Consider the following 22,153-nt stretch of genomic DNA (forward strand, 5'->3'; position numbering starts at 1 on the left):
GATACCTGGCTTACAGACAGCCAAAGCCTGAAAAGGCCGGAAACACAGAATAAACAAATGATGGCTGATAAAAACCGGCAATCGAAAATAAATAACAGGAAACGAACTGTTGGTGGGAAAAGCGGGTTAGAAACAGGTTTTTCTACAGGCCCGTTAAATCCCCAGCCACAAAAAAGCCTCCGCAAGCGGAGGCAAAGGCTTCATCTAAATTGAAGCGGGGGTGCCGGGTGCGGGTCGCACCCGGTGAATCATTTAGTCTTGCTGTTGCACGAAGGCCAGGGTGTCGTCCAGCGCCTTGCCCATTTTCTCGATGATTTCGTCGATCTGGGTTGCGGTAGTGATCAGCGGTGGACACAGCGCCAGTGATGAACCGGCCACCGGGCGGCTGATCAAGCCGTGTTCCTGACAGGCGTTAGCGGCGAAATAACCGACCTTGCCATCCTTGAACGCTTCGCCGGTTTCCTTGTTCGCCACCAGTTCAATGGCCGCTATCATGCCGGTACCACGCACTTCGCCCACTAACGGGTGATCGTTGAATTCACGCAGCCGGGTTTGCAGGTAGGTGCCGGTTGCTGCGGCTTTGGCAAAGACGTTGTCGCGTTCATAGATTTCCAGTGTTTTTAATGCCACGGCACAAGCCAGCGGGTGCGCCGAGTAGGTGTAGCCATGGCCAAAGACACCCAGCTTGCTGCAAGGATCAATCATGGCTGCGTACATATCGCCACGAATCACCGAGGCTGAAATCGGCACATAGGCAGACGACAGTTGTTTGGCGAAGCTCATCATGTCGGGCTTGATGCCCATGGTGGTGGAGCCAAAGTCATTGCCGGTACGGCCAAAGCCGGTGATGACTTCGTCGGCCCAGAACAGGATGTCGTATTTGTTCAGGATGGCCTGTACTTTTTCGTAGTAATCAGCGGGCGGTACGATCACGCCGGACGCGCCGGTAATCGGCTCGGCGATAAAGGCGGCGATGGTTTCCGGGCCTTCACTCAGGATCAGGGCTTCCAGATTGGCGGTAATACGATCCACGAACTGGCTTTCGCTTTCGCCATCCTGTTTACCACGCAGGTAGTGCGGGGCATCGGTGCGCAGAATTCCGAGCGCATCGATGGGCAGGTCAAAGTTGGCCTGGTTGATAGGCAACCCGGTCAGGCAGGCTGCTGCCACGGTTACTCCATGGTAGGAACGCTCACGGGCGATTATTTTGCGTTTTTCCGGCTTGCCGATGGCGGCAAAGTAGTAACGCAGCAGTTTGATCTGGGTGTCGTTGGCGTCGGAACCCGAGCTGCCGAAAAAGACACGGGCGTCGTCAACCGGCACCATGGCGGTCAATGTATCCGCCAGCTGCATGCCGACATCGTGGGTTTTGCCGCTGAACATATGGGCGAAAGACAAGGTTTCCATCTGCCGAGTGGCCGCTTCGATCAGTTCGGCATTGTTATAACCCAGCGATGCACACCACAGCCCGGACATCCCTTCGAGATACTGTTTGCCGTGGTTGTCGTACACGTAGATACCGTCACCACGAGCGATGTTCATCGTTTCGGTGGCAGCGAAGTTGGTGGTGGGATAAATCATGTGAGACATAGCAACCTCGATGTTCTGTTTACCCGGTTTGGCGGGCTGATTCGTAGGGGTGAGTCCCGAGACTCACCCGTTTGTTGTTTTGCGCCCCGGTTACCTGAATGACATCCGGGCTGAGTTTCTGACGACGTTTGTTTCAGCCAATCACAGTCCGCCCAGGCAGATCAGTTTGGTTTCCAGATAATCATCCAGACCATACTTCGAGCCTTCACGGCCCTGGCCGGATTCTTTCACGCCGCCAAAAGGGATCGCTTCGGAGCTGATAGCGGTTTCATTAACACCGACCATGCCGAAATCAATGGCTTCCGATACCTTCCAGATACGGCTGAGGTTCTGGGTAAAAAGGTACGCCGCCAGGCCGTATTCGGTGCTGTTGGCCAGTTCAATGGCTTCGGCGTCGGTTTCAAACTTGAAGATGGGCGCTACCGGGCCAAAGATTTCTTCGCGGAACACCCGCATATCCGGGGTGGCATCGGCCAGAATAGTAGGCTGATAGAAGCGGCTGCCCTGGTCGGATGGTGCGCCACCGGTGACGATACGGGCACCTTGTGCAACGGCATCTTGCACTTTTTCGTCCACCCCCAGTGCCGCCTTGTCGGTAATCAGTGGGCCATGGGTCGTCGTGGCGTCCTGACCGTTTCCGAGACGGAATTCGCCTACGGCCTCGGACAAGCGTTCGATAAAGCGATCGTAAATGCCGGATTGTACTAACAGGCGATTGGAACAGATGCAGGTTTGGCCAGAGTTGCGGAATTTGGAAATCAGCGCGCCATTAATGGCCTGATCGAGATCGGCATCATCAAAAATAATGATCGGTGCATTACCGCCCAGTTCCATTGAGGTGCGTTTGACGGTGTCGGCGCATTGTTTCATCAGCAACTTACCGACGGGTGTCGAGCCGGTAAAGGTTACCTTGCGCACCCATTTGCTGCCGGTCAGTTCGTTTCCAATGGCGGGGGCATCGGAGCCTACAACCATATTGATCACACCCGCCGGTACACCGGCCTGTTCGGCCAGCAGCCCCAGCGCCAGCGCCGACAACGGAGTTTCTGCCGCCGGTTTGCAAACGATGGTGCAACCCGCTGCCAGGGCCGGTGCAATTTTGCGCGCCAGCATGGCGCTGGGGAAATTCCACGGCGTAATAGCCGCCACTACACCGATGGGTTGTTTGATCACGATATTACGTCGGCCAGCTTGCGCCGCCGGGATAACATCGCCGTAGACGCGCTTGGCTTCTTCAGCAAACCATTTGATATAAGCAGCGCCATAGACGATCTCGCCTTTGGCTTCGGCTAATGGCTTGCCTTGCTCTGCGGTCAGGATCAGCGCCAGTTCGTCCTGATGCTTGATAATCAGGTCGTACCAGGTTTCCAGAATCAGACTGCGCTGGTTGGCACTGGTGGCAGACCAGCCGGGAAAGGCACCATGGGCAGCGGTTATCGCCCGCCGGGTTTCTGCCGCGCCCATATCGGCGACACGAACCAGCTCTTCCCCTGTTGCCGGGTTATCAACCACCAGAGTGGCTTTCTGGTCGGCATCGACCCATTCGCCATTGATCAGTCCTTGCGTCATCACCAAACGGCTATTCTTGAGTAACACGTTCATAGCACCCTCGACCTGTTATTCGATTTTACGTTGTTATAGCGTGCAGCAAGCCGCCAATAAATAAAGCTGAACCATAGCTTACGTTGATAAAACCTTACGCAAAGCATCCAGACCAGGCTGCCAGCCTTTGCTGTCACTCTGCCAACGTCGGCCTAACCATTCAAACCCAGACAGAGAGGCCAATGTTCCACGCTGCCTAAGCCTGTTAATGGCCACGCGGCTGACCAGCGGCGCTATCCAATCAGCCGCGAAAAAGTCGGGATATATCCCCCGGTGGGTATGGCGGCAAGACGGCTGCCGCCCTATCTTGAGAGCATTCGGGCCAACCCCGCACTCCGCCCCCAGAGAGACTAACGATGACAGCCATTTATCCTTCTTCATACTACGCTGCCTCGGCCAACCAACAGCCGGATCGTCCGTCGCTGAGCAGCAGTATCAGTGCGGATGTGTGCGTGATCGGTGCAGGCTACACTGGCCTGTCGACGGCACTGCATCTGGCTGAGCGCGGGTTCTCCGTGGTGGTACTGGAAGCCAGCCGCATTGGTTTTGGTGCCTCCGGCCGTAACGGTGGCCAGATCGTGCACAGTTACAGCCGCGACATGGATTTTATTGAACGCCATTACGGCCAGAAAACCGCCAATGCCATGGGTAAAATGGCCTTTGAAGGGGGCCGGATTATTCGCCGCCTGGTGGATCAATACCATATTCAATGTGATCTGAAAGACGGCGGTATTTTCGCGGCCTGCAATCAGAAGCAGCTGCATGAACTGGAAGCCAAAAAAGCCCTATGGGAACAGCACGGCCACCAGCAGCTGGACATGCTCGACGCCCATCAGGTGCGCGAATACGTGGGTACAGAGCGTTATGAGGGCGCGTTACTGGATCACAGTGGCGGCCATATTCATCCGCTGAACCTGGCACTCGGCGAAGCCACAGCCATTGAGTCTTTGGGTGGTCAGATTTTCGAAGATTCGCCAGTGGTGGATATTCAGCAAGGCCCCAAGGCCGTCGTAAAAACCGCCAACGGTCAGGTCACCGCCAACTTTGTAATGGTTGCCGGTAATGCCTACCTCACCGGGCTGCTGCCGAAACTGCAACAGAAAGCCATGCCCTGTGGCACCCAGGTCATCACCACCGCACCGCTCAGCCCGGAATTGCAGCACCAGCTGTTACCCAAAGATCACTGCGTTGAAGACTGTAACTATCTGCTGGATTACTTCCGCCTCAGTGGCGACGGCCGCCTGATCTACGGCGGCGGTGTCACTTATGGCGCACGGGAGCCAGACAAGGTTGAAGCGTTGATTCGACCCAAAATGCTGAAAACCTTCCCGATGCTGAAAGACGTGAAAATAGACTACGCCTGGACCGGCAACTTCCTGCTGACGCTGATGCGTCTGCCGCAGTTTGGCCGTATTGGCGACAATATCTATTACGCCCAGGGCTACAGTGGCCATGGCGTAACGTCCACCCATCTGGCCGGAGAGCTGATCGCCAGCGCGATACAAGGGCAAGCCGAACGTTTCGATGTGATGGCCAGCCTGCCGCAATACCCTTTCCCCGGCGGCCGTTTGATGCGAATTCCCTACACCGCTATGGGTGCGTTTTATTACGATATGCGCGACAAGCTGGGAATCTGAACCCGCTGTTCATATTCTGCTGTCAGGACGCCCTCGGGGCGTCCGGGCATCTATCCATCATCTATCCATCAACTACTCATTAACTAGCCATCAACGACTGATCAGCAATCTCAACAACGACTCAGCAGCAACCAATCCACGTATCATGCTGAACCGGCCATCCACCTTGCGCGCTCAATAGGTTGAATTGGGCGTGGTGGAGGGGTTGATATCGCCGTACGCCTCTTCTGGGTCGACGTCATTGTCCAGTAACACCTCTCTGACAGCAGCAACCTGATCCAGCACGATCTGGTAACGATCGCCATATTCATATTTGGTCACTTCAATAGCCTTGGGCATATAGGTAAAGGCGATTTTTAATGCCTGTAATGCCGCTTCATTCATCTTGTCACTCATACAAGGTACCTCCTCTGGCTTGGTGTAATGCCTGTTTGTGAGTCCCCTCACTGTGACGGAAGTTGCCAGGCTTGACCAGCTTGTGCGTATTTCCGGCCTTCCCCAACCCGACACTTACCCCCGACCTATCCCCTTTTGCTTACCCTCACGGGGGAATACCCCTGATGCATCAATCGTCATAAATTTTTCCCCACAATAATTTTTCTGTAGCAGGAGAAAACACATGACCCAACGCGTTGCGATTATTGGCGCTGGCCCCAGTGGTCTGGCCCAATTGCGAGCTTTCCAGTCTGCCCAAGCCAAGGGGGCCGACATTCCTGAACTGGTGTGTTTCGAGAAACAAACCGATTGGGGTGGCCAGTGGAACTACACCTGGCGCACCGGCCTGGACAAAAACGGCGAGCCAGTGCCCAGCTCCATGTACCGCTACCTGTGGTCCAACGGCCCGAAAGAAGCGCTGGAATTTGCCGATTACAGTTTCGACGAGCACTTCGGCAAAGCCATCGCCTCCTACCCGCCACGGGAAGTACTGTGGGATTACATCAAGGGCCGGGTCGAAAAAGCCGACGTGCGCAAGTACATCCGCTTTAACTCTCCGGTTCGTCATATTGAATACAACGCAGCCAGCGACAATTTCACCGTGTCTGTTCACGACCACAACGAAGACCGAGTTTATGAGGAAGACTTTGACTTCGTGGTGGTCGCCAGCGGTCACTTTTCGACCCCATACGTACCGGAATATCCTGGCTTCGACAGCTTTGGCGGTCGCATCCTGCACGCCCACGACTTCCGCGATGCACTGGAATTCAAGGACAAGGACATTTTGGTGGTCGGCTCCAGCTACTCCGCCGAGGATATTGGCTCCCAGTGTTACAAATACGGCGCCCGCTCGATTACCTCCTGCTACCGCAGTGCGCCGATGGGCTACAAATGGCCCGCCAACTGGGAAGAAAAACCGGCCATGACCCACGTTGACGTCAATACCGTATTCTTCTCCGATGGCAGCAGCAAAAAAATCGACGCCATTATCCTCTGTACCGGCTACCTGCACTCCTTCCCCTTCCTGCCAGAAGCCCTGCGCCTGAAAACCAACAACCGCCTGTGGCCACTGGGTCTGTACAAAGGCGTAGCGTGGGAAGAAAACACCAAGCTGTTTTACCTCGGCATGCAAGACCAGTGGTACAGCTTCAACATGTTTGATGCCCAAGCCTGGTATGCCCGCGACCTGATCATGGGGCGCATTCCCATGCCCTCGAAAGAAACAATGAAAGCCCACAGCGCGTTGTGGCGCGAGAACGAACTCAAGCTGGTAACCGACAAGGAAAACTACGAGTTCCAGGGGGCCTACATTCAGGAACTGATCGACGAAACCGATTACCCCAGCTTCGACATCCCGGCAGTGAACGAAACTTTCCTGCAATGGAAGAAGCACAAGAAGCAAGACATCATGAAATTCCGCGACTACTCCTTCCCTTCCGTTATAACCGGTACGCCGTCACCGGCGCACCACACCCCCTGGTTGTATGCCCTGGACGACTCGCTGGAAGCCTACCTCAGCGACGAACCCAAGCCGGAAGAAATACGGCGGGCGGCGGGCGAATAACCCTGGCCAATGCGCAGGAGGAGACGTGACCCCGATACCGCACCAATACCGCACCCCAGCGCGGCAAGTCACCTCCTGCACCAACATATCGGGTTCCCACGCTCTGTGTGAGAGCCAAAGTGAAGCGTTTTTCAACACGAGAACACCCCATGACCATCACCAAAATTCCCGCCCCCTCCGTTGACGTCATTACCGACGATCTGGCTGGATGGACCAAAGCCGAAGGCAATCCAACCATGAAAACCTGGATTGAATACACCGCCCCGGACGGATCCATGATCGCCGGATGGTGGGAAGCCACACCCGGTACCTACTACGCCGAATACTCCGGCTGGGAATTTGTTCACCTGATCGAGGGCAAGGCGATCATCACCCCGGACGGCGGCGAACCGGTGGAAGTTGGCCCTGGCGATGCCTTTATCTTTGAAGCCGACTTCAAAGGTTTCTGGAAAATTGTCGAACCGATCAAAAAGCACTTTACGATCAAACTGAAGTAACAACCGGCTTTCTGGGCGCGGGCCGCCGTGCCCGCACAACTCTCTTCGTGTTATTCCTTGCCAGCAGCAACATCTCAGACTGCAACATCTCAGACTGCAACACCTCAAACTGCACTCTTCAGGCTGCGACATTTAAGTGCCCACCTGCTGCACCCGCGCACCAACCATAAGCACCCACGACCAAGACACTGGCTCAAAACGTCCCCCTCCCTCACAATTAACCGTCATACACAGCGCCCGAATGCCCATAAAATCAGGCAATTAAATAAAGCCTGGCAATCTCGTCCACTTGGTCAGGATTTTGCTAATTGAAAATACTGTCCAAACGGTCAATTTTTTAAAAAAATCAGGCAATGTCACTTGCCGCAACAGGAGAAGGACGGATGAAACGACGTCAATTTCACAAGCTGATCAGCGGTCTGGCCGCCGGAACCCTGATGGCTGCCCTCGCTATTCCCGCAGCATTTGCCGCAGACCCGCTCAAAGTCGGTTTCGTTTACGTCGGCCCGATTGGCGACCATGGCTGGTCTTACCAGCACGATCAGGGCCGCCTGTCGGTTGAAAAGTATTTTGGTGACAAGGTCAAAACCACCTACGTTGAAAACGTCGCCGAAGGTGCCGATGCCGAGCGCGTTATCCGCAACCTCGCCAAAACCGGTCACGACCTGATCTTCACCACCTCGTTCGGTTTTATGAACCCGACGCTGAAAGTCGCCAAGCAATTCCCCAAAGTAAAATTTGAACACGCCACCGGCTACAAGATGGCCGACAATATGGGCACCTACGTCTCCACCACCTACGAAGGCCGCTACATTGCCGGTTACGTTGCCTCCCAGGTGACCAAGTCCAACAAAATCGGCTACATCGCCTCGTTCCCGATTCCGGAAGTCATTCGCGATATCGATACCGTGCAACTGGCACTGACCAAGTACAACCCGAAAGCCGAACTGAAAATCATCTGGGTCAACAGCTGGTTTGATCCAGGTAAAGAAGCCGACGCCGCCAACGCCATGATGGATCAGGGTGTCGACGTGATACTGCAGCACACCGACAGCCCGGCAGCCATGCAGGCGGCTGAACGCCGTGGAGCCTACGCCGTGGGTCAGGCATCCGACATGTCCTCGTTCGGCCCGAATGCCCACCTGCTGTCCGTCGTCGACGAATGGGGTCCGCACTACATCAACACCGTCAAAGCGGTGATGGATGGCAGCTGGACGGCTTCCGCCCACGTGGAAGGCATGAAAGAAGGTGCGATTGTGATTCCCGGCTTTAACAAAAGCATTCCGGCGGATGTGGTCACCAAAGCCAAGGAGCTGATCGAAGGCATCAAGGACGGCAGCGTCTACCCCTTCACCGGCCCATTGAAGGACAACAAAGGCGAGCTGAAAGTACCGGCTGGCACCAAGCTGACGTTCGCTGATCTGGAAAAAATGGACTGGTATGTTGAAGGCATTCAGGCTGACATTCCGAAATAACAGATAGAGAATGACCACCAAGAATACCGCTCGGTTAGCTGGTATTACCCGCCCGACCTCTTATCGCCTGACGAGAGGCGGGTGGGTTTTTTTATTGGATTACCACTTATGAATATTCCGCTCATTGATATTGCGCCCCTGTACCAGGACAACCCGACCGGCAAACTCAGCGTGGCCAACGCCATCGACCACGCTTGCCAGCACAGCGGCTTCTTTTACATCCAGGGCCACCCCATCAGCCGCGAACGTATCGCCGCCATGCGTCAGCTGGCGCAAGACTTTTTCGCCCTGCCCGCCGCAGAAAAGCTCAAAATCAACATCCAGCTCTCCGCCAACCACCGGGGTTATGGTGAAACCGCCGCCGAACAACTCGACCCGAGCCAACCCGGCGACTGGAAAGAATCTTACGACATGGGCCTCAACCTGCCCGTAGATCACGAGCTGATTGGCCCCGAACGACCGCTCTACGGCCCCAATCAGTACCCTACCGCCATACCCGACTTCCAGCGCCGCATGGAAACCCACTACTGGGACATGCTGGCACTGGGCAAAAAAATCCTCAGCGCGCTGGCGCTGGCCCTCGGCATCGACGAAACTTTCTTCGATAACAAATTCGACCACCCGCTCAGCGTACTGCGCTTCCTGCACTACCCGTCACGTCCGACAACAGATAAACAGGCCGCTATCGGAGCCGGTGCCCACAGCGACTACGGCTGCATCACTATTTTGTGGCAAGACGAAATCGGCGGCCTGCAAGTACAAGACGTCAACGGACGCTGGATAGATGCCCCGCCGATAGCCAACACCTTCGTGATCAACATCGGCAATATGATGGCGCGTTGGAGTAACGACCGTTATAAATCCACCCCGCACCGGGTCTACAACCCATCGGGGGCCGAGCGTTACTCCATGCCGTTTTTTGTCGAACCGGATTTTGATACCGACGTCAGCTGTTTACCAAACTGCGCCGCCGCCGGTGACACACCCAAATACGCGCCGATATCCGCCGGTGACTGGATGATTTACTGCTTCAACAACACCTATGCCTATCGGGCGGAAGAATATCAGCAAGAAGAAACCTGACAACGGCAGCACGCCAGATTCAATACCAAAACAGCCGCCAAGCAGGGTGTAGTAACGAAGCGTAGTACACCGTTATCAGCTCCCCTGGATGGCGCTGCGCTTATTCAGGCAACGTGCTGTTGAAGGGAATTTCTTGCCAATTCAGCGCGGTACACCATCAAGCTGGTCCAGCGTGTTGCTTACCCTTGCGTCGCAAGGCCCGGTAAATTTTGCTGATCAGATCATCGGTGGCTAATTGACGAAACTCCGGATCAGCCATCAAGCGGCCAAATATTTCTTCGTTGTCATCCATGCGGTCGATGATCAGTCCTTCAAATGTCTTTTCAAACACATAACGAAAATCATCTTCAGTATTGGCCTGAGCAGCTTCTCGCAAGTCGGCGTTTTCGATGGCTTCTTGTTGAATCTGGTCGAAAAACAGCTGATCCGCCTCGGTAAAGTGGGTACCAAAACGTGCGTTAAGTTGCTCTACCAGCTCGGACAGTGGCACGTATTCTTCGCCAGATCGACCGGTGCCGACTTCGTCCGGACCACTGTTCCGGTTATGGTTGCCGGAATCAGCGCATGTATTGCAAATACTGTTCAAACTCTTTATTTCCGACCGGCTCAGTGCGCTGCATTTTCAGCAGAGCCTGACGGATCTGTTCCGGGCTGGCCTTCAGGTTTTTGATCCAATATCGGTGTTGGTGATAAGGGGCTGGCTGGCGTTCCATCACATCATTCCATCACAACGTTCCATTGCAGTGTCATACGCCTGCGGCGATGACACCGCCGTTGCTATTCTGCAAGCGCTGCTTACTCAACCACCCCGCGCACGCCATCGGCAAAATAATGCAGGTCACAGTTTTGCTCCGGGCCACCGCGATCAACAACCAAAAACTCCTGATCCACTTTTTCCACCAGCAGCGGGAAATGCCATACCCCACGGGCAAAGTTCACACCCTGGCAGCCGTTGGTACAAAACAGCGTCAGGCTCTCCGGTGACGGCGCTTCACCCGCCGGTGCCACCAGCACCAGAAACGGCGTATCCGACAGTGGAATAAACGCCTGACTCGACATTGGGTGACGCTCCATCATGTCCACTTGCAGTGGCCGGGGCCGTGGACGGGCGCGGAAAATACTCAACAGCGGCTTGCCATCCGCTTCGGTCAGGTCGACATCCGCCAGGTTATGGAAGCGATCAGCGTAACCATCGTTGATGGAGAAATGGTCACGGCCTGCCGTTTCGATCACATCACCAAAAGGCGCAAAGGCCTCCCGGCTCAAGGATTGTGGCGTGAGGGTGACGAAGCCCGGCGCCGGTTCAACAAAAGGTTCCATAGAGGTTTCCTGCAGTAAGAATTCAGCAGCCAGAGATTCGGAAGACAGTCCCGACAAGCAGTATCGGATGCGTCATTGTAGCCGACTCATTAACTCGATGATGGGCCTAAATGTCTGATTTGACCAATCGGTCAGGATTTTTTATTGAGTGGATTCCAAGGACAAGATAATCTGCCAGCACTTTCAAGAATACGCGCATATTCTTCCTGCCCGGCAGATCTCTGCAGCGCGGCAGCCGTCCGACTGGAGAACACAATGTCTGTGGATTATCCCCGCGATTTAATCGGTTATGGTGGTCAACCCCCACACCCGCAATGGCCTGGTGACGCCCGTATCGCCATCTCGTTTGTGCTCAACTACGAAGAGGGCGGCGAACGCTGCATCCTCCATGGCGACCAGGAGTCTGAAGCCTTCTTGTCCGAGATGCCAGCGGCGCAGGCGCTCGCCAATGTGCGCCATATGAGCATGGAATCCATTTATGAATACGGCAGCCGTGCCGGTGTGTGGCGTATTCTCAAACTGTTTGAACAGCACAATATTCCACTCACCATCTTTGCCGTAGCCATGGCAGCGGAACGCCATCCAGAACTGATCAAGGCCATGCACGCTGCCGGTCATGAAATCTGCAGCCACGGCTACCGTTGGATCGACTACCAGTACATGAGCAAGGAAGAGGAAACCGAACACCTCAACAAAGCCATCGAAATCCTCCAGGGCATTACCGGCGAACGGCCACTGGGCTGGTATACCGGTCGCACCGGCCCCAACACCCGCGATATCGTCATGGCAGAAGGTGGTTTCCTGTACGACTCCGACAGCTACGACGACGATCTGCCCTACTGGGTCAATGGCCCCAAAGATTCAACCGGGGCAGAAAAACCGCACCTGATCATCCCTTATACCCTCGACACCAACGATATGCGTTTTGCTACGCCACAGGGCTTTAACAGCGGCGAACAGTTTTATCAGTACCTGAAAGACGCCTTCGATGTGCTCTACGAGGAAGGGGCCAACGGTGCAGCCAAGATGCTGTCGATCGGCCTGCACTGCCGTCTGATTGGCCGCCCGGCGCGGCTGGCGTCGCTGAAACGTTTTATTGAATACGCCGCAGGCCACCAGCAGGTCTGGTTCCCGCGTCGCATGGATATCGCCAAGCACTGGCACGAACACCACTACCCGACTTCCGTACAGAGCCAAGCATGAACACCACACTCACTCCAGAAAAACTCAAGCAATACGTCAACCTGGCCAACCGTCGCCTGGGCACCGAGGTGACCTACGTCACCGACGACTGGTTTGCCGAAGCCAACCGCATGCTCAACCCGGAAGCACCGGTGTGGCAAGAAGGCGTCTACGACGACAACGGCAAGTGGATGGATGGCTGGGAATCACGCCGCAAGCGCCAGGCCGGTTACGACTACGCGATTATTCGTCTGGGTGTGACCGGTGTGATCAAGGCGGTGGATATCGACACCCGTTTCTTCACCGGCAACTACCCGCCATCCGCCTCGCTGCAAGCCTGTTACTGTCCGACCACATCCAATGGTGACATCGGCAACCCGACGGCCGATACCGAATGGAGCGATATTCTGCCAGCGGTCAACCTGCAGGGCGACAGCCATCACCTGCACGCCATTGACGATCGATACACCGACCAGCCCTGGACGCACCTGCGTCTGAACATTTTCCCCGACGGCGGTGTAGCCCGTTTACGTGTCTACGGCGTGCCTTACAAAGACTGGTCCAACCCGTCTACAGACGACGAACAGGTCGACCTTGTGGCCGCTCTGAATGGTGGGCGTGCGCTGGCCTGTAACAACCAGCACTTTGGCCATATGAGCAACCTCATCCAGCCTGGCAAAGGCATCAACATGGGCGATGGTTGGGAAACCGCCCGTCGTCGTACACCGGGCAACGACTGGGTGATTCTGGCGTTGGGCCACGCAGGCACTATCGAAGAAATACTGATCGACACCCACCATTTCAAAGGCAACTACCCGGACAAGTGTTCGATACAGGCAGCCTGTGTCACCGGCGGCACCGACGACCAGATCGAAACCCAGAGCTTGTACTGGCAAGAACTGCTGCCGCAACAGAAAATGCAGCCCAATCAGGAACACAGCTACAAGGTGGAAGTAAAAGATTTAGGCCCAGTGACCCATGTAAAGATCAATATCTTCCCGGATGGGGGGATTAGCCGAGTGCGGTTGATGGGGAAAGTGGCCAGGTAACCGTCATCGGCAGCTGACCGGTCAAGTACAAGAGCGTTTGCGGAGTCCACCGGCACCCGAGCCGAGGTATGGCAAGCTCGTATTGCTGTTGCATGAGAACTGCAACGACAATAGATTGCCAGCCCTAATACCCTTCTGGTTGCTCCAATTCCTGCACCAGATAACCGACTTCGTCCATTTTTTCACTGGCCAGTTGGTGGGCATCTTTCAAGCCACGATTGTAGTAGTACGGCCCAATCTCGCGGGCGAAAAAGTCAATCAGAAACTCGGCATCAAAACTGCCAATTTCTTGCTGCAGCTCGTCAACGAAGTACTTCTTTACCCTGGCCGCCATACGTACTTTTTCATCGTTGGAAAAGGTTATTTCGCTCATTATCACACCATCAACCAAACTGTGAGTACCGTACCCTCACCAAAGGGGAACGGTGACAGAAAAAAAACAGCCCTGCGTTGTCGTAACCGCAGGGCCATCGGGGGTGGGCAGGTAACCCTGCCAGAGCACATCAGGCCGCCGGAACGTCACTGCCCATTTGCGACTGCAGGTAGTTCTGCAGACCGATGCGATTGATCAGGCCAAGCTGTTTTTCGAGCCAGTAAGCATGATCCACTTCGGTGTCATCCAGCATTTTCAGCAGAATATCGCGGGTGACGTAGTCTTGTACCGATTCGCAGTAAGCCATCACTTCGCGCAGGTCGGTGACGACCTTGTATTCGAGATCCAGATCACTTTGCAGCATCTCCGGAACGTCTTTACCGACGTTAATCGGCGCTCGGGTGACCATATCAGGGGTGCCTTCGAGGAACAGGATGCGTTCAATCAGATCGGCGGCGTGTTGTTTTTCGTCGTCGAATTCGTGATCGATACGGACATACAGTTTGTTCAGTCCCCAGTCCTGATACATGCGGGAGTGGACGAAGTACTGATCCATGGCAGCGAGTTCACCAGCCAGCAGTTCGTTCAGTTTATCTATAACCTGTTGATTGCCTTTCATGGTTCGTCTCCTCAGTCGTCACTCATCATGGATTGCAGGTAGTTTTCGATGCCCGTCGTGGCGATCAGGTGCTGCTGGGTTTCGATCCAGTCCAGATGAGCTTCTTCGTACTCAGTGATTTCTTCCAGTACCTCGCGGCTGACGAAGTCTTTGACGGATTCACAATAGGCGATGGCTTCGCGCAGCAGTTCAAGCTGCTCGATAATCTGTTCCAGGTCGCACTGCAGCATTTCTGCCGGGCTTTCACCGATGCGCAGGCGGTTCAGTTTTTGCAGATTGGGCAGGCTTTCAAGGAAGAGGACACGCTCGATCAGTTCATCGGCCTGCTTCATGTCCTTGATGGATTTTTTGTAGCACTTGGTGTTGAGTTCTTCGAAACCCCAGTTTTTGTACATGCGGGCATGCAGAAAATATTGGTTGATCGAGGTCAGTTCAATAGTAAGCACCTGATTCAGGTATTCAATAACCTTGCTGTCGCCTTTCATAAGCCCTCCCAATCCTTGTTTTGATTAAATAGGATCCAAGTCTAAGTATCAAATGACCTATCGGCAAGTAAACAAATGCAATGGTTGATTCAAAAAGAAACTATTACGGCTTAATTAACACCCAATTATCACTCAATATCGGATCGGCTATCTTTTTTGTAGGAAAACCTACAAGTTATTGATTCTAAAAACATTATATAAAAAAAATATTCAACCTCATTTTCATTTGAGAAATATCAACGTTTGGGACGAATTCCCGTTTGATATGAGCCATCATTAAAAAAACGCACCACTTCATCACGGCTTTTGCCCAGCAACATGGGCTGATCATCCACAAACAGGAAATTTTTCCAATGGCGCTGAAATATATCCCAGCGGGTCTGGACGATATGGTCGACATCGTAACAAAAAAAGACCGTGACGTTGGTTTCCCACGGGATGTGTTGCGCCATAAGCGCTGGCATGGCGTTAGCGTCGGCTTCCCAGGCCAATTGCCAGTTCTCTTTTGGTTGCCAGACGCCATTGCGAGACGGCCAGTCGTCTCCCAGAAAGTGACTGGCGTGAGCCGCTTCCTTGCTGATATGGGTTTTCCAGAACTGGTTGGCCGATGCTTTGTCGAGCGGACGAATCAGACCCAGCGACTCTGAGTCCACCGGCAGTTCGCGGTGACGGAAAATCCAGCCCCATTTGAAGTCATTCAGGGATACGTAATTCATGGCAAACCTCAGGGAAGGTGGTCGGACGCCGAAACGTCAACAGCAGCACGATGGAAATAACCGGGTTGATGCGACGGCCCCGATGCAACCGGCCGACAACACATCACGATGCCGGGCGTTTGGACGCCCGGCAGTCTGCCAATCAATCCTTGAAAGTATGGCTGGCAATAAATGCCTGGACAGTCTTGAGATCAGCGGGTAATACGCTCAGCCGCTCTTCGCGTTCCATCAGGTCGTTCAGGTGGTGAGGCAATGTAGGCATCTCGAATCCGGCGCGCTTGACCGCATCTTCGAATTTCACCGGGTGGGCGGTGCCCAGGGTGATCATCGGGATACGGGTATTACGACGACATTCCCGTGCCGCCTTCACACCGATCGCGGTGTGCGGGTCGAGCAGGTAGCCGGTTTCAGCAAAGACCTGCTGCATCACAGCAACGGTTTCATCCTGATTCACCGCCATGCTGTCGAACAGCTCACGGGCTTTGGCCAGTTTGTCTTCATCCAGCGAGACCACGTCTGTTTTGGCATTCATGCGGCCCATCAGATCGGCCAGCGCGGCACCGTCGCGATCATAAAGATCAAACAGCAGGCGCTCGAAGTTGGACGATACGGCAATATCCATCGACGGGGTGATGGTGTGCTTGAGCGGATGCACTTCGTACAGGTTCTGGCTCATCAAGCGATGCAACACGTCGTTTTCGTTGGTGGCAATAATCAGTTGTTCGATCGGCAGCCCCATTTTACGAGCCATATATCCGGCAAAGATATCGCCAAAATTACCGGTCGGCACCGAGTAGGCCATTGGACGCAGCGGGCCACCCAGGTTCAGCGCGGAATAGAAGTAGTACACAATCTGGGACATGATACGTGCCCAGTTAATGCTGTTGACGGCCACCAGCTTGCGCTCACCACGCAGGAAAGACTGATCACCAAAGCTGGCCTTGACCATGTCTTGCGCCTGATCGAAGTTGCCTTCGATAGCGATGTTATGGATGTTATCACCGCTGACCGTGGTCATCTGACGGCGCTGGACGTCAGAAACCTTGCCGTAAGGATGCAGGATAAAAATGTCGACGTTGCGACAGGCCTTGGTGCCTTCAATCGCAGCGGAGCCGGTATCGCCGGAGGTTGCCCCCATAATCACGACTTTTTCGTGGCGACGTTCCAGTACGTAGTCCAGCAAACGACCCAGCAGTTGCAGGGCAAAATCCTTGAACGCCAGGGTCGGGCCGTGGAACAGCTCCAGTACGTATTCGTTGTGGTCAAGCTGTTGCAGCGGTGCAACGGCTTTATGGCCGAACGCACCATAGACATCGTCGATCATGCCTTGCAGGGCTTCGGCATCCACACAGCCTTCAACAAAGGGGTAAATGACCTTGTGCGCCAGTTCGGTGTACGACAGGTCGCGCCAGGATTCAATCTCGGCCAGAGAAAACTGTGGTACTTCCTTCGGTACGTACAAGCCGCCATCGGCAGCCAGACCGGTTAACAAAACGTCGTCGAACGCCAGCTCTGGCGCATTACCCCGAGTGGAGATGTATTTCATCATGGTATGGAACCCGAATATCCTGGTTTGCTGTCAGGTGATATGGCGACCGCGCCAGGCAATTGGCAGCGACCCCATAAAAAAGGCGCTAGTTTACCTGCTTTGCGAGAAGCACGCACGGATCACCAGGATAATCCCCTGTTCAGGTCGCTCAGGTTAATGCAGCACCGGAAGCGGCTGGATTTCATCCACATCAAGGTGCACTGCGAGGATGCTGACCAGGGAGGGCAGCGTCAGGTTTTCGAAGGCGTCGTAGACCGGGTTCACTTCCGATGACTCCGGATATTCCAGATGCACGCCATAGCGGCCCTGCGTCTGACCCAGTGTATAGAGGTAAGCGCGGATACCCGGTTCATCCAGATCACAGATGTAAATGGCACGCAGGTCGGTATTGATACGCTCATCAATCGCAAACGCATCAGCTCCCAGCTGTTCGGTTAACAACAGCAGCAGGTGCTTGATGCCCTGATCCTTGTCCATCGCCCAGATATTCAGTTCACCCATCTGGATACCTGTGCGGTCAGTCTGCGTGGTGGTTTTCATGATCAGCCCGCCACTTGCAGCTCCTGCCAGCGCAGGTAGCCTCCGCCCAGGTTGTACACCTGTTCAAAGCCGAAGCCGGTAAACAGCTCACATAAGTGTTCGCTGCGATGCCCGGAGTAGCAGTAGATCAGAATCGGTCGTTGCTTGTCGCCCTTGCGAATCAGGGTTTCGACCAGCGTATCATGGGCATGCAGGGCACCATCAAGGTGATTGCTGCGGTAGTCTCCAACGTCACGGCAATCGAGCAGCATCAGGTCGGGCTTGTCGAGCAGGTTCTGGATGTCTTCACACAGGATCATCTTGATGGGAGCCGTCATCAGTGCGTCTCCACCAGGTGCGCGATCATCAGGTCGTAGGCCTGGTGGTCAAAATCGATATGTTCGCGTGAAAAGAAGTCCGCCGCATTTTCGACCGCATCCTGAATCGCCGCCAGTACATAAGCCTGACAATGACGTGATGCCACCATATGGGCCGGGACTGAAGATTCAATCCGCAGCCGCCGGTTGGCACGATCAAACGAATGGAAACGCATGCCACGAAACGGCGGAACATCGGTACTCCCCGGAACCAGAAAATAGAGATCCAGATGAGGATCTTCCAGGCTCTTCTTGCGACCATTCATACTTGTCAGTTTTGCTGCAACCCTTGTCAGCGCCCCGACAAACGGGCTGTCTGATAACCCGCTTTCAGGCAAATATGCCCCGCAATACAGTGTCATAACGGCAGTCTCCCTAGTCAATTGCCTACTCACAGGGAGATATTGCAAGGAGTTTGCCAGCTTGACAGGGGGCCAAGATGTCCATTCCCTCGGCGTTATTAAAACGGCAAATTATCCCGCCGCTTTAGCCGGAAAGCCGCCGTCGTCCAGTGCCGCAGCCAGTTGCTCCAGTGTCGCTTTGGCATTGGTTTCTACCAGTCCGGTTTCAAGGCTGACGCTGACCTCGGCACTGTCATCCAGCCCTTTGATAATATGGGTGACGGCGTTGACACAGCCGCCGCAGGTCATGCCTTCTACGGTCAGTTTCATGATTTGTGCTCCTGTTCAGTGGGTGATTTAACACTGCGTCAATATGATCCTTGCCACAGTGGTAAGGTCAAGAATGCGTCTGCATCCGTCACCAGAATATTGATCTGGCTCGCTGAATCCGGTTTACCTTACAACGATGGCAAGGTTTACCATGTTGCTAATCGCTGACGGGGCGAGCAGGGTTTAACGTCCAACCAGCTCCACTGCCCAGCTCACCCAGTCCCTTCACTCGCTTCGCCAAGGAGGTTCCATGTCTGCCATTCAAACCTCAAGTTCACCGTCCGGCCAACCCCCGGCCACTCCGGAACACATTTTACGTCTGAATATCGACGGCATGACCTGTGCTTCCTGTTCTGCTCGGGTACAAAAAGCGCTGGCCAGCGTCGCTGGTGTGAGCGAGGCAACCGTCAATCTGGCGACCGAAACCGCAACGATTACCGGCAAAACCGGGTTAAACGTAGAAGCGCTGATTGAAGCTGTCGTCAAAACCGGTTACTCAGTCCATCAACCGGCAGCGATCGAGCTGGCCATTGAGGGCATGACCTGTGCGTCTTGCTCTGGCCGGATTGAACGGGTACTCAACAAGCAGCCTGGCGTGGTGGGTGCGGCGGTTAACCTGGCCACAGAGCAAGCACGAATCAATATATTGCCTGGCACCACGGCTGCCGAGCTGATTGCTGTGGTAGAAAAAGCCGGCTTCGGGGCCAAGGCGATGGGTACAGTGGAACAGGCCGGGCAATCGTCTCTCGATAACCGGGAAAAACGCGATGCCGAAGCCCAGGTTTATCAGCGTGATCTGCTGATTGCTGCAGCGCTGACCTTGCCGGTGTTTATTCTGGAAATGGGGGGTCACCTGATTCCTGCCTTTCATCATTGGGTGATGGCCACACTGGGCCAGCAAACCAGTTGGCTATTGCAGTTTGTCTTAACGACGCTGGTGTTGCTGATACCGGGGCTGCGGTTTTATCAGCGGGGGATTCCGGCCTTGCTGCACGCGGCACCGGATATGAACTCTCTGGTGGCGGTCGGCACCCTGGCGGCCTGGGGATTTTCAACCATCGCCACCTTTCTGCCCGGCCTGCTGCCACCAGGCACGGTGCATGTGTATTACGAAGCGGCTGCGGTGATCGTCACGCTGATTCTGCTGGGGCGGTTGCTGGAGGCTCGTGCCAAGGGCAGAACCTCGGAGGCGATTCGCCACCTGATCGGCCTGCAACCACACACTGCACGGGTGCAGCGCAACGGCCAGGTAATTGAGCTGGCGCTGGCAGACGTTATTCTGGGAGATCGCATCGAGTTACGTCCCGGTGAACGTGTCCCGGTGGATGGCGAGGTGATTGATGGTGACAGCTATATTGATGAATCCATGCTCACCGGAGAGCCCCTGCCCGTTCGACGCCAGCCCGGCAACAGCGTCACCGGCGGCACACTGAACCAGTCTGGTGCCTTGACGATTCAGGCGACGGCGGTCGGTGAACACAGCGTGCTGGCGCAAATTATCCGTATGGTCGAGCAGGCACAAGGAGCCAAACTGCCGATTCAGGCCCTGGTCGACAAGGTCACGCTTTGGTTTGTGCCCACCATCATGGCGCTGGCCTTACTGACCTTTGTCGTGTGGCTGATCTTTGGCCCGGAACCGGCGCTGACTTTTGGGCTGGTGAATGCCGTGGCGGTACTGATTGTCGCCTGTCCCTGTGCCATGGGGCTGGCCACACCGACTTCGCTGATGGTCGGCACCGGCCGGGGTGCAGAAGCCGGAGTGTTATTCCGCAAAGGCGAAGCCTTGCAGCACTTGCAGGATGTGGCCGTTATTGCGGTAGATAAAACCGGCACCCTGACCGAGGGCAAACCGGCGTTGACCGATCTGGAAGTCACGCCTGGTTTTGAGGCTGCTGCCGTTCTGGCCCTGATCGCCGCCGTTGAACAACATTCCGAACACCCGATTGCCCGCGCCATTGAAACGGCAGCACAGCAACAGCAACTGACCATACCGGCTTGCTCAGACTTTGAATCGCTCACTGGCCTGGGCGTGACAGCCAAAGTGATGACAGCGGCAAGGGCAGGAGTGACGCCAAATGAACAGACCCAGCACATCGCACTGGGGGCGGATCGGCTGATGCAACAAATGGGCATCGACATCCGCCCGCTGGCAAGTACCGCCGCCCGACTTGGCAAAGAAGGCAAAACGCCCCTGTATGCCGCACTGAATGGCCAACTCGCCGCCATCATCGCCGTCGCCGATCCCATCAAGGCAAGCACTCCGGACGCCATTGCCGGTTTGCACCAGTTGGGCCTCCAGGTTGTGATGATTACTGGTGACAACCGCCATACCGCCGCAGCGATTGCACGCACATTGGGCATTGATCAGGTCGTTGCCGAGGTATTACCCAGCGGCAAGGTGGACGCCTTGCAGCAGCTCAAAGCCGCACTCCCACAGGGTAAAAAACTGGTGTTTGTCGGTGACGGCATCAACGATGCGCCAGCGCTGGCGGCGGCCGATATCGGCATGGCGATTGGTACTGGCACCGACGTCGCGATTGAAGCCGCCGATGTGGTACTGATGTCGGGCAACCTCAACGGTGCCCGTACCGCCATCGCCCTCAGCAAAGCGACCATGACCAACATCCGCCAGAATCTGTTCTGGGCCTTTGCCTATAATGCCGCCCTGGTGCCCCTGGCTGCTGGCGTGTTCTACCCGGCCTTTGGCTGGTTGCTGTCGCCTGCCGTCGCAGCGGGTGCGATGGCCATGTCATCGGTGTTTGTCGTAGGCAACGCCTTGCGATTAAAGCGGATTCGTCTGTCTTGACAACGGATACCCAGCCTGAGAACAAACAAATAGCCGTAACAAATACACACCCGTCAACCGCACAGGAGACCGGTATGAACATTGGAGCCGCTGCCAGCGCTTCGGGCATCAGTGCCAAGATGATCCGCTACTACGAATCGATTGGCCTGATTCAACCGGCAGCGCGCAGTGCTGCCGGATATCGTCGTTACCGCGAGCAGGACATTCACACCCTGAAATTTATACACCGGGCGCGAGGAATGGGTTTCCCGGTTGAAAAAACCCGAGAGCTGCTGACCTTGTGGCAAGACCAATCCCGCCACAGCGAAGATGTCAAACGACTGGCCACTGACCACATCACCGTATTGAATCAAAAGATTGCTGAACTGCAGTCGATGGTCAACAGCCTGCAATCACTGGTGAGCTGCTGCGCGGGTGATGACCGTCCAGATTGTCCCATTCTGGAAGACATCGCCAACCCGGAACATATAGACGAGAGCAACCACCATTGACGACAACAACAAAGATAACAACAAAGATAACAACAAAGATAACAACAACCCTTCTACAGAATCAGGCGTAACGACCCACACGTCTTGAGTAATACGCTATTGAGCACTGTCGT

The 22,153-nt window shown here is 55.0% G+C and carries 23 protein-coding genes; 9 read left to right on the forward strand and 14 right to left on the reverse strand.

Annotated features, from left to right (window positions below):
• Positions 1-252 precede the first annotated feature (252 nt).
• Both WG929_RS04905 and WG929_RS04910 read right to left on the reverse strand, forming a co-directional pair.
• Positions 253-1,590 (reverse strand): aminotransferase, encoded by a 1,338-nt coding sequence (locus WG929_RS04905; RefSeq protein ID WP_416205126.1) that lies wholly within the window; start codon positions 1,588-1,590, stop codon positions 253-255.
• Between the two features lie 141 nt (positions 1,591-1,731).
• Positions 1,732-3,192 (reverse strand): NAD-dependent succinate-semialdehyde dehydrogenase, encoded by a 1,461-nt coding sequence (locus tag WG929_RS04910; RefSeq protein WP_416205127.1) that lies wholly within the window; start codon positions 3,190-3,192, stop codon positions 1,732-1,734.
• A gap of 356 nt (positions 3,193-3,548) precedes the next feature.
• Between WG929_RS04910 and WG929_RS04915 the strand changes: the two genes are divergently transcribed.
• On the forward strand, positions 3,549-4,829 hold the full coding sequence (locus tag WG929_RS04915; protein ID WP_416205128.1) for an NAD(P)/FAD-dependent oxidoreductase: 1,281 nt from the start codon (positions 3,549-3,551) through the stop codon (positions 4,827-4,829).
• A gap of 174 nt (positions 4,830-5,003) precedes the next feature.
• Here WG929_RS04915 and WG929_RS04920 read toward each other — a convergent pair whose 3' ends face one another.
• Positions 5,004-5,225: a hypothetical protein gene (locus WG929_RS04920; protein ID WP_416205129.1), complete on the reverse strand. Its 222-nt coding sequence runs from the start codon at positions 5,223-5,225 to the stop codon at positions 5,004-5,006.
• A 223-nt stretch (positions 5,226-5,448) separates the two neighbouring features.
• Between WG929_RS04920 and WG929_RS04925 the strand changes: the two genes are divergently transcribed.
• The 4 genes from WG929_RS04925 (at position 5,449) to WG929_RS04940 (ending at position 9,883) form a co-directional block, all read left to right on the forward strand.
• Positions 5,449-6,828, forward strand: a complete 1,380-nt coding sequence (locus tag WG929_RS04925) for a trimethylamine monooxygenase (RefSeq protein WP_416205130.1) — start codon at positions 5,449-5,451, stop codon at positions 6,826-6,828.
• Positions 6,829-6,977: 149 nt separating this feature from the next.
• Positions 6,978-7,325, forward strand: a complete 348-nt coding sequence (locus WG929_RS04930; protein WP_369856474.1) for a cupin domain-containing protein — start codon at positions 6,978-6,980, stop codon at positions 7,323-7,325.
• 383 nt (positions 7,326-7,708) lie between these two features.
• Complete coding sequence (locus WG929_RS04935) at positions 7,709-8,800, forward strand: BMP family ABC transporter substrate-binding protein (protein ID WP_416205131.1); 1,092 nt, start codon at positions 7,709-7,711, stop codon at positions 8,798-8,800.
• Between the two features lie 108 nt (positions 8,801-8,908).
• Positions 8,909-9,883 carry an isopenicillin N synthase family dioxygenase gene (locus tag WG929_RS04940; RefSeq protein ID WP_416205132.1) on the forward strand — a complete coding sequence of 325 codons (975 nt, stop codon included), beginning with the start codon at positions 8,909-8,911 and terminating at the stop codon, positions 9,881-9,883.
• 157 nt (positions 9,884-10,040) lie between these two features.
• On the opposite strand, the gene WG929_RS04945 is transcribed toward WG929_RS04940, so the two are convergent.
• Positions 10,041-10,469, reverse strand: coding sequence for a hypothetical protein (locus WG929_RS04945; RefSeq protein ID WP_416205133.1), 429 nt, complete (start codon positions 10,467-10,469; stop codon positions 10,041-10,043).
• Between the two features lie 209 nt (positions 10,470-10,678).
• A complete protein-coding gene (locus WG929_RS04950; protein WP_416205134.1) occupies positions 10,679-11,203 on the reverse strand; it encodes an ureidoglycolate lyase in 525 nt (174 codons plus the stop codon).
• A gap of 255 nt (positions 11,204-11,458) precedes the next feature.
• Between WG929_RS04950 and puuE the strand changes: the two genes are divergently transcribed.
• Positions 11,459-12,406 carry an allantoinase PuuE gene (gene puuE, locus WG929_RS04955; RefSeq protein ID WP_416205135.1) on the forward strand — a complete coding sequence of 316 codons (948 nt, stop codon included), beginning with the start codon at positions 11,459-11,461 and terminating at the stop codon, positions 12,404-12,406.
• The gene (gene alc, locus WG929_RS04960; protein ID WP_416205136.1) at positions 12,403-13,434 is read left to right on the forward strand and encodes an allantoicase; all 1,032 of its coding nucleotides are present in this window, start codon (positions 12,403-12,405) and stop codon (positions 13,432-13,434) included. Before puuE ends, alc begins: the two co-directional genes overlap by 4 nt.
• 124 nt (positions 13,435-13,558) lie before the next feature.
• Here the strand turns inward: alc and WG929_RS04965 are convergent, their stop codons facing one another.
• The 9 genes from WG929_RS04965 to WG929_RS05005 form a co-directional block, all read right to left on the reverse strand.
• The gene (locus WG929_RS04965) at positions 13,559-13,807 is read right to left on the reverse strand and encodes a DUF2164 domain-containing protein (protein ID WP_369856462.1); all 249 of its coding nucleotides are present in this window, start codon (positions 13,805-13,807) and stop codon (positions 13,559-13,561) included.
• Positions 13,808-13,937: 130 nt separating this feature from the next.
• Positions 13,938-14,426 (reverse strand): bacterioferritin, encoded by a 489-nt coding sequence (gene bfr, locus WG929_RS04970; RefSeq protein ID WP_416205137.1) that lies wholly within the window; start codon positions 14,424-14,426, stop codon positions 13,938-13,940.
• 11 nt (positions 14,427-14,437) lie between these two features.
• Positions 14,438-14,911 (reverse strand): bacterioferritin, encoded by a 474-nt coding sequence (bfr, locus tag WG929_RS04975; protein WP_369856460.1) that lies wholly within the window; start codon positions 14,909-14,911, stop codon positions 14,438-14,440.
• A 236-nt stretch (positions 14,912-15,147) separates the two neighbouring features.
• Complete coding sequence (locus tag WG929_RS04980) at positions 15,148-15,627, reverse strand: DUF2947 family protein (RefSeq protein ID WP_369856459.1); 480 nt, start codon at positions 15,625-15,627, stop codon at positions 15,148-15,150.
• A gap of 142 nt (positions 15,628-15,769) precedes the next feature.
• Entirely contained in the window at positions 15,770-17,173 is a 1,404-nt protein-coding gene (thrC, locus tag WG929_RS04985) for a threonine synthase (protein WP_416205154.1), read from the reverse strand.
• A 156-nt stretch (positions 17,174-17,329) separates the two neighbouring features.
• Positions 17,330-17,716: a hypothetical protein gene (locus tag WG929_RS04990; protein WP_369856458.1), complete on the reverse strand. Its 387-nt coding sequence runs from the start codon at positions 17,714-17,716 to the stop codon at positions 17,330-17,332.
• A 2-nt stretch (positions 17,717-17,718) separates the two neighbouring features.
• Positions 17,719-18,033 (reverse strand): rhodanese-like domain-containing protein, encoded by a 315-nt coding sequence (locus tag WG929_RS04995; RefSeq protein WP_369856457.1) that lies wholly within the window; start codon positions 18,031-18,033, stop codon positions 17,719-17,721.
• Positions 18,033-18,434: a hypothetical protein gene (locus tag WG929_RS05000; RefSeq protein ID WP_416205138.1), complete on the reverse strand. Its 402-nt coding sequence runs from the start codon at positions 18,432-18,434 to the stop codon at positions 18,033-18,035. Before WG929_RS05000 ends, WG929_RS04995 begins: the two co-directional genes overlap by 1 nt.
• Positions 18,435-18,545: 111 nt before the next feature.
• A complete protein-coding gene (locus tag WG929_RS05005; RefSeq protein WP_369856455.1) occupies positions 18,546-18,743 on the reverse strand; it encodes a heavy-metal-associated domain-containing protein in 198 nt (65 codons plus the stop codon).
• A 250-nt stretch (positions 18,744-18,993) separates the two neighbouring features.
• Between WG929_RS05005 and WG929_RS05010 the strand changes: the two genes are divergently transcribed.
• Together WG929_RS05010 and cueR are read left to right on the forward strand one after the other, a co-directional pair.
• Positions 18,994-21,549, forward strand: coding sequence for a heavy metal translocating P-type ATPase (locus WG929_RS05010; RefSeq protein WP_416205139.1), 2,556 nt, complete (start codon positions 18,994-18,996; stop codon positions 21,547-21,549).
• A gap of 74 nt (positions 21,550-21,623) precedes the next feature.
• Positions 21,624-22,040: a Cu(I)-responsive transcriptional regulator gene (gene cueR / locus WG929_RS05015; RefSeq protein ID WP_369856454.1), complete on the forward strand. Its 417-nt coding sequence runs from the start codon at positions 21,624-21,626 to the stop codon at positions 22,038-22,040.
• Positions 22,041-22,153 lie beyond the last annotated feature (113 nt).

This window comes from Oceanobacter antarcticus (assembly GCF_044962685.1).
Classification (GTDB): Bacteria; Pseudomonadota; Gammaproteobacteria; order Pseudomonadales; family Oceanobacteraceae; genus Oceanobacter; species Oceanobacter antarcticus.